Origin of the sequence: Brevibacterium renqingii, from assembly GCF_017808095.1 — a bacterium.
GTDB lineage: Bacteria > Actinomycetota > Actinomycetes > Actinomycetales > Brevibacteriaceae > Brevibacterium > Brevibacterium renqingii.
The window spans coordinates 1042926-1056256 of record NZ_JADBHG010000001.1 but is presented as its reverse complement, the minus strand read 5'-3'; the positions used below and the strand labels follow the sequence as shown (position 1 = coordinate 1056256).

The following is a 13331-nucleotide window of genomic DNA, read 5'->3' as shown; positions in this document are numbered from 1 at the left end:
TTCTACCTCCGGGGGGCGTCGCCCGCGGGGCCCCCCGGGGCGGGGGGGGCTGGTTCTTAACAACTGGTGCGGGGGCGGTTTTGTCGCCCGCCCCGTCGACGTGCGCGCCCCCGCGGGGGCCCGCGCTCTTCTCGGCTGCGCCGGGTCCTGCGGCCACCGGTGAGCAGGTCAGTGAAGCTGTTGTGCAACACTGAACTCCATGAGCGAGTCCGAGAAGTTCAGAGAGGTCGCCGAATCCGCCGATGCGGCGGCCCAGGAAGCCGCCGGCAGCAGATGGTTCGAACGGGTTGCCCGCGCGGGCTTCATCGCCAATGGGCTGGTGCACGCCGTGCTCGGAGTCGTGGCCATGGCGATCGGACTCGGTCAGGGCGGCGGTGAAGCCGACCAGGCTGGAGCCGTCGGACAGATTGCGGCGGAACCCTTCGGCGTGGTGCTCATCGTCATCTGCTTCATCGGGTGCGCATTGCTGGCGCTGTGGTGCCTGATCAACGCCTTCTTCGGCTCCGCGTCGCTGCGCAGACCCGGGACTCGGGATCCACAGCAGAAGCAGGGCCGGCGCCGTTGGACCGAATTCCTCAAGACTCTCGGATTCGCGATCGCCTACGCGGTGATCGCCGCGAACTTCTCCCGGTTCGTCTTCGGGGGCGGAGCAGATTCGGGAAAGGCCAGTTCACAGGCATCGACGACAGTGGCGAGGGTCCCGGGTGGGCTCTATCTCCTCATGGCTGTCGGGGCCGTCGTCGCAGTCGTGGGCGTCGTGTTCTGCGTGAACGGCCTGCGTCGCTCGTGGACGAAGGATCTGCGCAGGCCGAGCAGTGCCGTCACCCGTTTCCTGATGGGCTTCACCGGCATCGTCGGATATCTGGGCAAGGGGGCGACGCTGCTGTCAGTGGGCATCCTCGTCGTGGTGTCGGCGGGCACCGGGGATCCGGAGGAGTTCACCGGCATCGACGGGGCGTTGAAAGGTATGCGCGACCAGCCCTATGGTCCCCATCTGCTGCTGGCCGTCGGAATCGGCTTGGTGCTCTATGGGATCTTTCTCGCTCTGCGCTCCCGCTATGACCGAATGGAGTGAACCCAGCTGAGGCAGGAAGAGCGCGAACCCGATCGGGTTCGCGCTCTTCTCATTTCACGCCGGCTCAAGTGAGCTCAGGTGACGCCTGTCAGATCTCGGAAGGATCCTGAGCGGCCTTCTTCCGACGCATGGTCAGTGCGACCGAGATTCCGCCGATGAGCAAAAGCCCTGCACCGCCGACGAGGCCGGTCAGCTCGGTGCCGGTGCGGGGCAGGTCGCCGCCGCCGTTTCCGTTGTCAGCACCGTCAGCGTCGCCTTCGTTGCCCTTGTCGTCGGCACCGTCGTTGCCGTCCTCGTCGCCGTCGCTGCCGCCGGCATTGGCATCGTCGCTGACCGAGAACTCGCCGGTCAGTTCGGCATCTCCGCAGGTGACGGTGACGTCGTAGTCGCCGATGTAGGCCGAGGCATCCGAAGAGGTGCCGTAGACGTTGACGGAGGCCTTGCCCTCGTCATCGGCCTTGGTGGTGTTCTCGTAAGCGGTGACATTCGAATCGCCCTTGGGGTTCACGACGAATTCGACGTCTTCGCCGGGCTCGCAGTTCTCGACGGCAAGGGTGACGCCCTTGTCCTTATCGATGAAATCAGCAGGCGAGACAGTTTTGGGCGAGACGGTCAGCTCGGCCTCCGCGGCAGGAGTGGTGGGCTCCTCGGTCTCCTCCTCGACAACCGTGACCTTTACGGGCTCTGATGTCGTGTCGGCCTCCTGGTCGGCGCCCCAGACGCTGTACTCGCCGGGTTCGAGAGCGGTTTCGCTCTTGACCGTGCCGCTGACCTTGCCGTTCTCATCGGCTTTGACAGTGGCTGTGCCGAAGGGAGACTGCGCCGTGCCTCCGACCAGGAGGACCTCTCCATCGGGGGTGAAGCCCTCACCCTCGACCTTGATTCCGTCCTTCTGAAGTTCCTCGGCAGTGAGTTCCTGGTCGGCGACCGAGATCTTCGGGTCAGCTGCAGGAGCTTCAGGCTCGTCGGACTCGTCGCCGGTGACCTCGAACGTCATCTGATACGAAATGTTGCTGTCTTTGGTGTCGTTGACCGTGACGGAGTAGGTGCCGACGTAGGCGGTGTCGTCCGCGCCGTAGATCTTGTGCGAGAACGTTCCCTCAGAGTCAGTCGTGGCGGTCGTCGTCAGTTTGTTGACGTTCTGGCCACTCTGAGGGGACACGATGATGTCATAGCCGTGGTCGGCTTTGAGGCCCAATCCATTGACGTCAACGCCCTTATCCTCATCCCCGAAATCTGCTTGCGACAGCTTCTCGGCGGAGAGCGTGACGACTGGCTCTTTTTCCGCGTGTGTTTCGATCGAGCCGGCGCGAGCTTTGAGGACGCCCGGGGCTGTTGTGGTCTGCGAATCGCTTGAGGCGGCCGAGGCGGGGGCCTCTGGAGCTGCGATGACTGGGGATGCGGCCAGCCCGGTGATGGCGATGGCCACTGCGGGTGCAAGGGCGAGCTTCTTCATGTATTTCCTTAGAAAATTACAGCTGGGTGTGAAGTATTGCGAATGTAACGGTAATGCAACAATGACGACACGCATAGTTGTGGTCGTTGTGTTCAGCGGTGAGTTCGGCGTGGCCGCAGAGTTCATCCCCCATTCACCGTGAACCGTGGTTTCGGTGCGAACTTCAGAGTAGAAGGAGGGGCGGCCCGGCATGTGCTGGACCGCCCCTTTGACTGCGGCCAAGGTGACCGCCCGACTCAGATCAGAAGCTGGTCGGCGTCTGGCCGAACTTGTTCTTGCGTCCGGTCAGCGCGATCGCTGCACCACCGACGAGGAGGAGCATCGCCCCCGTTGTCAATCCGCCGAGGTCGGCACCCGTGCGAGGCAGCTGACTGCCGTCGTCGCTGCTGCCGCTGTCTCCGCTGTCTCCGCCGTCGCTTCCGCCGCTGTTGGCGCCCTCGGTGACCTTGAAGGAGTCCTTCATGGTGTCATCGCCGCAGGTGGCGGTCGCAGTGTACGAGCCGACGTAGGCCGAAGCGTCCGAGGATGTGCCGAATACGTTGACCGAGGCGCGGCCCTCATCGTCGGCCTTGACGGTGTTCTCGTAGGCCGTGACGTTGATGCCCTTCGGGTTGACCTCGAAGTGGACGTCAGCGCCAGGCTCGCAGTTCTCGACGGCGAGCGTGACGCCCTTCTCCTCGTTGGCGAAGTCCGTGGCCTCGATCGTCTTCGGCGACACCTTCAGGCTCGCCTCGGCGGGGGCTTCGGTCTCATCGTCGACGACGTTGATGTTGCCCTTGAGCGTCTCGGACTCGGTGCCTTCGCGTTCGATGGTGACTTCGAAGGGGACCTTTCCGACTTCGAGGCTGTCGGGGTTGCCGTCCCACCAGAGGTGGAGGACGTGGGCACCGTCGGCTTCGGCGGTCTCGGTCTTCCCGGTGAGGGAGTCCTTGATCTTGTCGCCCTTCTTCACGCCCGAGACAGTGACGGTCACGCCCTTGTCCTTGTCGGCGAGGTCCTCGGCGGTGATCTCCTTGGGGTCGACCGTGAGGGAGGCGTCGATCGGGTCGACGGCGTCCTCATCCTCGGTGACGGTGACCTCGACCGGGCCGGATTTCTCGCCGGTCTTGTCGTCGACGAAGGTGAGGGAGTACTTCCCGGCCTCCAGCGACTCGGGCGCAACCACAGCGCCTTCGACGTTGCCGTCCTCGTCGGCGCGGAGTTCATCGGTCTGAGGGGCGGCGGCGCGCTGCGTCTGGACGGCTGTGCCTTCGACGCTGATGGTTCCGTTCGAGGAGAATCCGGAACCGGTGAACTTGAGGCCGTCCTTCTTGAAGTCCTCGAGAGTGATCTTCTTCGACTCCAGCTTGACGGAGGGGTCGACCTCGGTGTCGTTGACGACGTTGATGGTGCCCTTGAGCGTTTCGGACTCGGTGCTTTCGCGGTCGATGGTGACTTCGAAGGGGACCGGCCCTTCTTCGAGGTCCGCGGGGTCGCCCTTGTAATAGACGGCGAAGGTGAAGGCTCCATCGGAGGGCACCGACTTCTGTTTATCCGTCAGCGAGTCCGTCACCTTATCGCCTTCCTCCAGGCCGGTGACGGTGATGTCGATACCCTTGCTTTCGTCTGCCAGATCTTCTGCAGTGATTTCGTCGGGTGAGACCTTGAGGGAGGCATCGATTGCGTCCTGTGCGTCGACGTCAACAGTTCCGGTCACCGTTTTGGTATCCGTGCCGGCGCGCAGGATATTGACGGCGAAGCTCCTGCTGCCGTCTTTGAGCGAATCGGCGTTTCCGGCATAGTGCAGTTTGAGCGTGGCGGTCGAGCCGGTGGCAGTCGTGGCCGGGCCCTTGAGGCCGGAGGCAGCCTCCACCTTGTCGCCCTTTTCGAGACCAGTGACCTTGACGTTGACGCCTTCGGCCAGCTCTTCGGCAGTGACTTCACCCGAGGGTGCCTGCACCGAGGCGTTGATCGGGTTGACCTTGTCCTTGTCGTCGTTGCCCTCATCCTTGGGGGAGGGGGCAGGCTTGGGATCGACCTTCTTCGGGGCCTTCGGCTTGTCGTCCTTCTTCTTGTCGGCCGCGTCCTCGGCCGCCTTCTTCTCCTTGGCAGCCTTCTCTTTTGCGGCCTTGGCCTCGGCAGCTTTCTCCTTGGCAGCCTTCTCCTGCGCGGCCTTGTCCTCAGCTGCCTTCTTCTCAGCTTCGGCCTTTTCCTTTTCCGCCTTCTCCTGCTCCGCCTTCTTGGCCTTCGCCTCGGCGGAATCGGACGACTGTGCGGATGGGGATTCCGCAGCGGCGACCGGGCTGGCGACGAGTCCCGTGAACGCGAGGGCGACTGCGGGCGCGAGGATGATCTTCTTCATTGGAGTGCCTTCAATCTGCTTTGAGGGGGTTCACATCTGAGACTCATCCTAGGTTCGAAGGAAACTCCAAACTATTTCTGTACGTTTTGTTCAGCGGCAATTCCGATAACGCTTTGATGAATTCGTGTAATCGTTTCGTGACCTACTATTTGGTAATCGCAAGTCCGGTGGAATTGTCTCGAGGACCTCAGACGGGCCAGGCATCGGCCCGGATCTGCTTGCGCTGTTCGACGGTGGGCACGCGGACCGTCAGGGCTGAGGGCCTGACCTCCATCTCCAGGTAGGACGACTGTCCGATCGGATCCCCGTCGAGCTGGACATCGAGTTCCTCCCTGGACTCGATGACGACCTTCTGGCACTTCCGGATGTTCGTGTGCAGGCCCTTCGACGCCCGTCGCCCCGCGATCGAAGCTAGCACCCCGACCCACTGGCCGAGGTTCTTCGGACTGACGATGAGCACATCGAGCATGCCGTCGTCGATGACCGCCTGCGGCAGCAGTTGGATCCCGCCCTGCAGCCTGCCGCAGTTCCCGCCGAGCACCGAACGCACCCGAGCCGAGATCCGGTAGTCGTCGTCGAAGGTCACCTTGACATGGCTCGGTTTGCCGGCGAGCTTCCTCGACCCCGCTTCCACGTAGGCCAGCCACCCCAGGCGGCTTTTGAGCTCATCGTTGGTGTCGGCCATGACCGCGGCATCGAAACCGAGCCCAGTCATCACGGTGAAGACATGGGAGTCGCCGTCGGCGGCGATCCTCGCCGCTCCCACGTCGATCTCCCGATTGCGGCCCCAGAGGGCGATCCGCAGCGCCCATTCGGTCTTGTCGAGCACGAGGTCGATGTTGCGAGCGAGCAGATTGCCGGTCCCCAAGGGCACGATCCCCATCGGTGTCGAGGTCCCCGCCAGCGCCGAGGCGACCGCGCGGATGGTCCCGTCCCCACCGGCGGCGATGACGACATCGACCCCTTCGTCGAGGGCGCGGATGGTCGCACCCTCACCGGAGTCGTCGATGGTGGTCTCGAACACGAGAGGAGGATTCCATCCCTCGAAGCGGCAGATCGCCTCGGCGGTGGACGCGAGCCGACGCACGTCGGTCTTCGTCGGATTGACGATGAGGGCGGCGCGATAGCGGGCCGCGTCACTGACCTCGGAGTCCGAGAGATTCGCAGGGTGGACGAATCGCCGAACCGAGTTGAGGGTGCGGCGGATGCCGGAACGGCGGCCGAGTAGGAAAGCGGCCACGAGCACGACGAGGGCGCAGACGACGATGCCCCAGGTCATCAGAGGATCCAACTCGATGGTCATGTCCCAAATCTACCGTGCCGAACTCGTGTGCGAGCTGAGGGCCGTATCCGTGCACGAGAGGGTGCCGACCCTCTGTGCGGGCTGAGGGGCGAATGTCGAAAACAGGTCCGGCCCGTTAAGCTGAGAGGGTGATCGATCTAGCGCTTCTCAGAGACAACCCGGCCCTGTTCAAGGCATCACAGGAGGCTCGCGGGGAATCCGTCGAGCTCATCGACGAGGTTCTCGCCGCCGATTCTGCGCGCCGTGCGGCCATCACGGCCTACGAGGACGCTCGGGCCGACCAGAAGTCCTTCTCGTCCCAGATCGCGAAGGCGCCGAAGGAGGACAAGCCTGCACTCATCGCAGAGGGCAAGCAGAAGTCCGAAGCCGTGAAGTCGCTGTCGGCCGAGTCCGAGGAGGCGAGCTTCGCCTTCGACCAGCTCGTGTCGAAGGTCCCGAACCTCATCATCGACGGCATCCCCGCTGGCGGCGAGGAGAATTTCGTCACCCTCAAGACCGTCGGCGAGCCCCGCGACTTCGCCCCCGACGGCTTCGAGCCGCTCGACCACCTCGAGATCGGCGAGAAGCTCGGGGCCATCGACACCGCGCGCGGCACCAAGGTCTCCGGCTCTCGTTTCCACTACCTCACCGGGTTCGGAGCGAAGCTCGAGATGGCCCTGCTCAACCTCGCCCGCGACGTCGCCGAGGAGGCTGGCTTCAGCCCGACCATCACCCCGACGCTGGTCCGCCCGGAGGTCATGCGCGGAACGGGGTTCCTCGGCGAGCACGCCGACGAGGTCTACCGCCTCGAGGCCGACGACCTGTTCCTCGTCGGCACCTCCGAAGTGCCGCTGGCCGGCTACCACATGGATGAGATCATCGACCTCGGCGAGGGGCCGCTGCGCTATGCGGGCATCTCCTCGTGCTACCGCCGGGAGGCCGGTTCCTACGGCAAGGACACCCGCGGCATCATCCGCGTCCACCAGTTCCAGAAGGTCGAGATGTTCTCCTACGTCCCGGTCGAGTACGCCGAGGCCGAGCACGAGCGGATGCTGAGCCTGCAGGAGAAGATGCTGGGCCTGTGCGAGCTGCCCTACCGGGTCATCGACACCGCGGCCGGCGACCTCGGCGACTCGGCCGCCCGCAAGTTCGACTGCGAGGCCTGGGTGCCGACTCAGGGCACCTACCGCGAGCTGACCTCGACCTCGAACTGCACGACCTTCCAGGCCCGCCGACTCCAGATCCGCGAACGCCACGAGGGAGCGACCCGTCCGGTCGCCACGCTCAACGGAACCATGGCCAACACCCGCTGGCTGGTGCCGATCCTCGAGAACCACCAGCAGGCGGACGGCTCGGTCACCGTGCCTGCGGCCCTGCGGCCCTACCTCGGCGGTATGACCGCGCAGGGACCGGAGGGCCCGCGCTACTGAGCGCAGGCGACACCGAAACCGACATTTCAGAGCTCAAGTTGGGAGACACATTGGCCCCGCACCTCATCGCACTCGACGTCGACGGCACGATCGTCGGCTACGACGGATCACTGTCGGAGTCGGTGAGGCGAGTGCTCGACCGGCTCGCCGAGGAGGGGCACCATCTCGTCATCTCCACCGGCCGCGCCCTGCCGGGTGCGCTCGAGGTCGTGCACGCACTGGGCATCGAACGCGGTTTCGTCGTGTGCTCGAACGGCTCCGTCGTCGTCCGCCTCGACCCAGAGCTGCCGCTGGGCTGGGAGATGCACCATGTGGTCTCCTTCGACCCGCGGGATGCGCTGGAGAAGATGCGCGAGGCGCTGCCCACCGCCCTCTTCCTCGTCGAGGACCCCGATCTGCACCGGTGGGCCTCCGCTGAGTTCCCGGCCGGTGAGCTCGCCGAGTCCGACACGCTCGACATCGTCGACTTCGACGAGCTGCTGACGAAGCGGGCCACCCGCATCGTGATGCGCGAGGTCAACGGGACGGCCGAGGAGTTCGCCGCCGCCGTCGACCGTCTCGGACTCCACGAGGTCAGCTACTCGGTGGGCTGGAGCAACTGGCTCGACATCGCTCCCGAGGGGATTTCGAAGGCCAGCGGTCTGGCCCTCGTGGCCACCGAACTCGGCGTGGACCATGAGCACACTATCGGCGCCGGCGACGGGCTCAACGACCTCGAGATGATCGAGTGGGTCGCCCACGCGATCGTCATGGGCCAGGCGAAGGACGAGCTCAAGGCACTGGCCACTGTGGTCACCGGCCGGATCGAAGACGATGGGCTGGCCACGGCGCTGGTCGACCACTTCGACCTCGACCGCACTCTGCTCAGCGCCGCGGGCTCGACCGACACCCGTCCCTGAGCTGCTGCCTGTGCCCTCAGGCAGTTCGAGAGGTCAGCGGCGCGCCCGAGCATCGAGGACCGCGTCGAGGTAGCGCGCGACCCCGTCCTCGTCGACCTCCTCGGTGACGGCCGCGGCGATCTCCTTGACCGAACCCAGGGCGTTTCCCATGGCGACCCCGTGCCCGGCCCAGGACAGCATCTCGATGTCGTTGGGCATATCCCCGAACGCCATCACCTGCGAGCGGGCCACGCCGAGGTGGTCGCACAGCTCCGACAGCGTCTTGGCCTTCGTGATCCCCGCCGGGGCGAGCTCGACGAGGCCGTTGTCCGGTTCGGAGAACGACGCATGGCAGGTGCCTTCGACGAGAGGGTCGAGGAGATCGTGCATCGCCTGCGAATCGCTCGTATCCAGTCGCACGAGCACCTTGACGACCTGCTGGCCGTGCAGTTCGGAGACATCGTCGATGACACGAGCCTCGCGCGAGCGGCGGGTGACGAACTCCCGGTCGATGAATCCGCCGGTGAGCGTCTCGTAGGCGAACCGCGCCTCCGGATGCTCGGCCATGATCGCCGCGGTGATCTCGGCCAGAGTGTCCGAGTCGATGCTGTGGGCGTCGACGACGGAGTCCGAGGCGATGTCGTAGACGACGGCGCCGTTGAGGCAGACGACACGGCCGAGATCGGGGATCTGCTCGGCGATCGGGGCCAGCCAGCGGATCGGTCGGCCGGTGACGAGAACGAAGGGGATGCCCGCATCCTGGCAGCGATGGATCGCATCGATCGTCGTCGTCGAGATCGGTTTCCAGTCGAGCAGCAGTGTGCCGTCGATGTCACTGGCCACGAGGCCGAGTGAGAAGTCGTCAGGAGGCAGGCAGTCCGCAGAGATGGGAGGAGTCATGGTTGCTCCAGCCTAGCGAGATTCTCCTGCGCCCGCTCCAGCAGCTCCTCGGCGTCGGTGATGAAGCGTTCGGTCGCCCGCGCGCTCGAGCCGATCGGTCTGCCGGCCGGAGCCTCGGCACGGGCCATCGAAGCGGCGAGGACCGCCTCGGCGACCTTCGAGGACGCCTTGGTCAGCAGCTCAGGGGCGTCGCCGACGGCCCGGCGTGTGGACCCCGGCACGATCTGCCCCGTGACGGGGTGCCGACGGTGCAGCTGTGCGGTGATGTCGTCGACGACGGTGGCGAGGGAGTTGAGCCGGTGCGTGCCGTCGACGATGATGTCGATCGGGTCCTGCGCCGCGCCCTCGTTCGCCGAGGCGGGACCCGGGCCTCCGTCCGGAGTCGAGCCCGGCCCGTCACCGGCGGTCGCGACGCCGGCGGCACGGGACTCGTGGAGGACCACGGCCGTGGTGTAGTAGCGGTCGACGGCGCGGAGGAAACGGTCGCGGTTGTGCCGCCACAAGCCGGTGCCGAAGCGCTGGTCATCGTTGCCCGCAGCGTCGCCGCCGCGGTCCCTGGCGCGGCCGGCCTTCCGGCGCAGGCCTGCGAAGAAGCGCTTCACAGATAGTTGCCGGTGCCGCGGTCGTCCCGCTCCGTGGCCGACTTCTCGGCCGCTTCGCCCTTCGCGCCGGGCGGCGTCATGCCGGGGACGACCGCGCCGGGCGGCAGCTGCCCGCGGGCAGCGAGCTGCTGCGCCATCGCCTGCTGGGCCGCGATGGCGGTCTGCACGCCGTGGAAGAGGCCCTCGAGCCAGCCGACGAGCTGGGCCTGCGCGATGCGCAGCTCGGAGGTCGTCGGCGGGCCGTCCTGGGAGTCGAACGGGAGGTCGAGGCGTTCGAGCTCGTCGACGAGGTCCTTCGACAGGCCCTCTTCGAGCTCCTCGATGGAGCGGCGGTGGATCTCCGCGAGTCGCTCACGCCCCTTCTCGTCGAGTTCCGTGCTGCGGACCTCTTCGAGCAGCTGCTTGACCATCGTGCCCACACGCATCACCTTCGCCGGTGATGAGACGTCCGCCTCCCGCTCCTCGGCCTGGGCCGGATCGTCTTCGCCGAGGTTCTCATTCCGTTCGGGGGTCCCGGTCATGCTTGCCCACCTTCTGCATCGGCGACGAGGAGGATCTTGCCGATGTTCGCCCCGTCCTCCAGCGCCTGATGGGCGCGGGACGCATCGGCCAGCGACATGGTCTCGTGGATGATGGGGCGGATGTCGCCCGAGACCACGGCCGGCCACAGATGTTGGGCCACCTCGGCGACGATGGCGATCTTCTGCTCCTTCGGCCGGGCGCGCAGGGTCGTGGCGGACACCGATTTGCGCGGCTGCATGAGCCAGCCGAGGTTGATCTCCGTCTTCGTTCCGCCCTGCATGCCGATGATGACGAGTCGACCGTCGGCGGCCAGCGCCTTGATATTGCGTTCGAGGTACTTCGCACCGATGATGTCGAGGATGACATCGGCGCCGGTCGAACCGTCCTCGTGGACGCAGATCTCATGGGCGCGGGCGACGAAGTCCTCTTCGCGGTAGTTGATGACGGCATCGGCGCCGAGCTCGCGGCAGAACTCGGCTTTCCTCTCGGATCCGACGGTGACGGCGATCTTCACGCCGAGGTGACGGGCGATCTGGATCGCGGCCGTGCCGATTCCCGAACCTCCGCCGTGGACGAGCAACCATTCGCCTGCTGTGACTCGTCCGCGGCCGACGATGTTCGACCACACGGTGGCGAGCACTTCGGGCAGGGCGGCCGCCTTCGTGAGGTCGAAGTCATCGGGGACGGGAAGGAGCTGACCCGCGGGAACGGGGACCGCCTCGGCGTAGCCTCCGCCCGACAGCAGGGCCGCGACCCGATCGCCGACCGCCCAGCCGGTCACGGCCGAGCCGAGCTTCTCGATCGTGCCGGAGACCTCGAGGCCGGGGATCGTGGTCGCGCCGGGCGGGGGATCGTAGAAGCCCCTGCGCTGCAGCAGATCGGCCCGGTTGACGCCCGCGGCGTGGACTCGGACGAGCACCTCGTCGGCGGAGATGGCGGGGGTCGGCTCATCGGTGACCTGGAGAACCTCGGGGTCACCTGGGGAGGAGATCGTGATTGCTCGCATGCCCCCACTCTAGTGGCTGACGGTGCCACGGGGCAGGGGCGTTCAGCGGCGGGGAGAAGCGTTCACTTCTGCTGCTCTGCGAGCTCTGCGTCCGCTCTGTCGGACTCCGGCGGCTCCTTCGCCGCGCGACGCATCGCCGCGATCCCTTCGATCGAGACGAGGATGCTCGACCCGATGATGACGATGTCGATGGCCAGAAGCAGCCAGTCCGGGCCGGCCGGGTCGGCGAACGAGACGAGCTGTTCGATCGCAGCCCAGAACGAGAGGACGAAGACGAAAGCCAGGGGGATCAGAGCGGGCCAGGGGTTCCGACGCTTGCGGATGAGGATCACGGCGATGACGATCAGCGTGAGTGCGGCCAGCAGCTGGTTCGTCGTGCCGAACAGCGGCCAGATGCGCATACCGCCCTCTCCGCTCATTCCCTGTGAGAACGTCAGACCGCCGCCGAGGACCAGCACCACGACAGTGGCAGGCACCTTCGACAGCCGGATGTTCATGTTTCCGCCGATCTCCTGGACGACATAACGCATGAGCCGGACGACCGTATCGAGCGTGGTCGCGGCGAACAGCACCGCCATCGTCGCCAAGACGGTTGCGCTCAGCCCTGCGGGCAATCCGATCCCGGTCTCCAGCAGCATGCCGCCTCCTTCGACGAACGACTGGACACCGGCATCGCCGAACTTGCTGTAGACCTCTTCCCACTCGGAGACTGTGCGGTAGCCGCCCGCGATCGCGAGGATGGACCCCAGCGCCAACATTCCCTCTCCGACGGCACCGAAATATCCGACGAATCGTGCATCGGTTTCCGAGTTGAGCTGTTTGGCGGTGGTTCCGGATGCAATGACACCGTGGAAGCCCGAGATGGCACCGCAGGCGATCGTGACGAAGAGGAGGGGGAGGATGCTCGGCGTGCCCGCGGGCAGATCGGTGTTGATGGCAGGAGCGACCAGCTCGTGTCCGCTGCCGAAGAACGCAGAGGTGATGACAGCGCCGTAGAGGAGGATGAGGGCGATGAAGAGCTGGACGCCGTTGATGTAGTCGCGGGGCTGCAGCAGCACCCAGACGGGCAGTACGGAAGCGATTCCGCAGTAGACGAGCAGGACGATGATCCACAGGGCCGTAGGTTCGAGCCCGAGGAACGAGTCCGGCATCGACACCGGGAACCGGTCGCCGAGGAGGATGAGTGCATAGAGGGCGGCGACTCCGACGATCGTGACGGGAATGAGGGGCCACCGCAGTTTGTAGATCGCCACACCGACGAGCAAGGCTACGCCGATGGCGCCCCAGGAGGGGATGACCGAGGAAGGCAGCGCTACGAGCAGATCGGTGATGACGACGGAGAACGCGGCGATGACCATGAACCCGAGAATGAAGATGACCAGAAGGAAGAGCCCGGCTCCGCGTCTGCCGATGTAGCGAGCCGACAGCGCCGCAATGGTCTGTCCCCTGTTCCTCGTCGAGGCCCACAGGGAGCCGAGGTCATGCATTCCCGCGAAGAAGATCGTGCCGATGGTGACCCAGAGGAATGCCGGCAGCCACCCCCAGATCATGGCGATGGCAGGTCCCACGATGGGAGCGGCTCCTGCCACGGAGGTGAAGTGGTGACCCCAGAGAATGAATCTGTTGGTGGGCACGTAGTCGACGTTGTCGCGCAGTTCATGCGCCGGCGTCGCGAATCCACCGTCGAGCCGGTAGATCCGTCTGGACAGATACTTCGAGTAGAACAGGTACCCGAATGCGAAGATCGCGACTCCGAGCAGGAGAAGCAGTACGGGACTCATCTTTGAATTCCTTTCGGCGACTGGACGAAGTCGTCGTCCTCACCCGGCTGCAGGTGGG

General features: G+C 65.6%; 11 protein-coding genes. 3 read left to right on the top strand and 8 right to left on the bottom strand.

The annotated features are described in order from the left end of the window. The first annotated feature begins 199 nt into the window (after positions 1-199). Positions 200-1075, top strand: a complete 876-nt coding sequence (locus IIE29_RS04760; protein ID WP_209324000.1) for a DUF1206 domain-containing protein — start codon at positions 200-202, stop codon at positions 1073-1075. Between the two features lie 88 nt (positions 1076-1163). Here the strand turns inward: IIE29_RS04760 and IIE29_RS04755 are convergent, their stop codons facing one another. The 3 genes from IIE29_RS04755 to IIE29_RS04745 all read right to left on the bottom strand — a co-directional run bounded on the left by IIE29_RS04755 (position 1164) and on the right by IIE29_RS04745 (position 6175). Next, positions 1164-2531 (bottom strand): LPXTG cell wall anchor domain-containing protein, encoded by a 1368-nt coding sequence (locus tag IIE29_RS04755; protein ID WP_209323999.1) that lies wholly within the window; start codon positions 2529-2531, stop codon positions 1164-1166. Positions 2532-2772: 241 nt separating this feature from the next. Then, positions 2773-4872 (bottom strand): hypothetical protein, encoded by a 2100-nt coding sequence (locus IIE29_RS04750; protein WP_209323998.1) that lies wholly within the window; start codon positions 4870-4872, stop codon positions 2773-2775. Positions 4873-5059: 187 nt separating this feature from the next. Continuing rightward, the gene (locus IIE29_RS04745) at positions 5060-6175 is read right to left on the bottom strand and encodes a diacylglycerol/lipid kinase family protein (protein ID WP_246475683.1); all 1116 of its coding nucleotides are present in this window, start codon (positions 6173-6175) and stop codon (positions 5060-5062) included. A 128-nt stretch (positions 6176-6303) separates the two neighbouring features. On the opposite strand from IIE29_RS04745, the gene serS reads away from it, so the two are divergent. Then, entirely contained in the window at positions 6304-7584 is a 1281-nt protein-coding gene (serS, locus tag IIE29_RS04740; protein ID WP_209323997.1) for a serine--tRNA ligase, read from the top strand. Between the two features lie 38 nt (positions 7585-7622). Next, positions 7623-8483 (top strand): HAD family hydrolase, encoded by an 861-nt coding sequence (locus tag IIE29_RS04735; protein ID WP_343071792.1) that lies wholly within the window; start codon positions 7623-7625, stop codon positions 8481-8483. Positions 8484-8516: 33 nt separating this feature from the next. Here the strand turns inward: IIE29_RS04735 and IIE29_RS04730 are convergent, their stop codons facing one another. The 5 genes from IIE29_RS04730 to IIE29_RS04710 all read right to left on the bottom strand — a co-directional run bounded on the left by IIE29_RS04730 (position 8517) and on the right by IIE29_RS04710 (position 13273). Further along, entirely contained in the window at positions 8517-9362 is an 846-nt protein-coding gene (locus tag IIE29_RS04730) for an HAD family hydrolase (RefSeq protein WP_209323996.1), read from the bottom strand. Then, complete coding sequence (locus IIE29_RS04725) at positions 9359-9964, bottom strand: hypothetical protein (protein WP_343071791.1); 606 nt, start codon at positions 9962-9964, stop codon at positions 9359-9361. Before IIE29_RS04725 ends, IIE29_RS04730 begins: the two co-directional genes overlap by 4 nt. Further along, positions 9961-10485 carry a proteasome activator gene (locus tag IIE29_RS04720; protein ID WP_209323995.1) on the bottom strand — a complete coding sequence of 175 codons (525 nt, stop codon included), beginning with the start codon at positions 10483-10485 and terminating at the stop codon, positions 9961-9963. The genes IIE29_RS04725 and IIE29_RS04720 overlap by 4 nt, the downstream gene beginning before the upstream one ends. Then, a complete protein-coding gene (locus IIE29_RS04715) occupies positions 10482-11492 on the bottom strand; it encodes an NAD(P)H-quinone oxidoreductase (protein WP_209323994.1) in 1011 nt (336 codons plus the stop codon). Before IIE29_RS04715 ends, IIE29_RS04720 begins: the two co-directional genes overlap by 4 nt. 62 nt (positions 11493-11554) lie before the next feature. Beyond that, positions 11555-13273 carry a carbon starvation CstA family protein gene (locus tag IIE29_RS04710; protein WP_209323993.1) on the bottom strand — a complete coding sequence of 573 codons (1719 nt, stop codon included), beginning with the start codon at positions 13271-13273 and terminating at the stop codon, positions 11555-11557. Positions 13274-13331 lie beyond the last annotated feature (58 nt).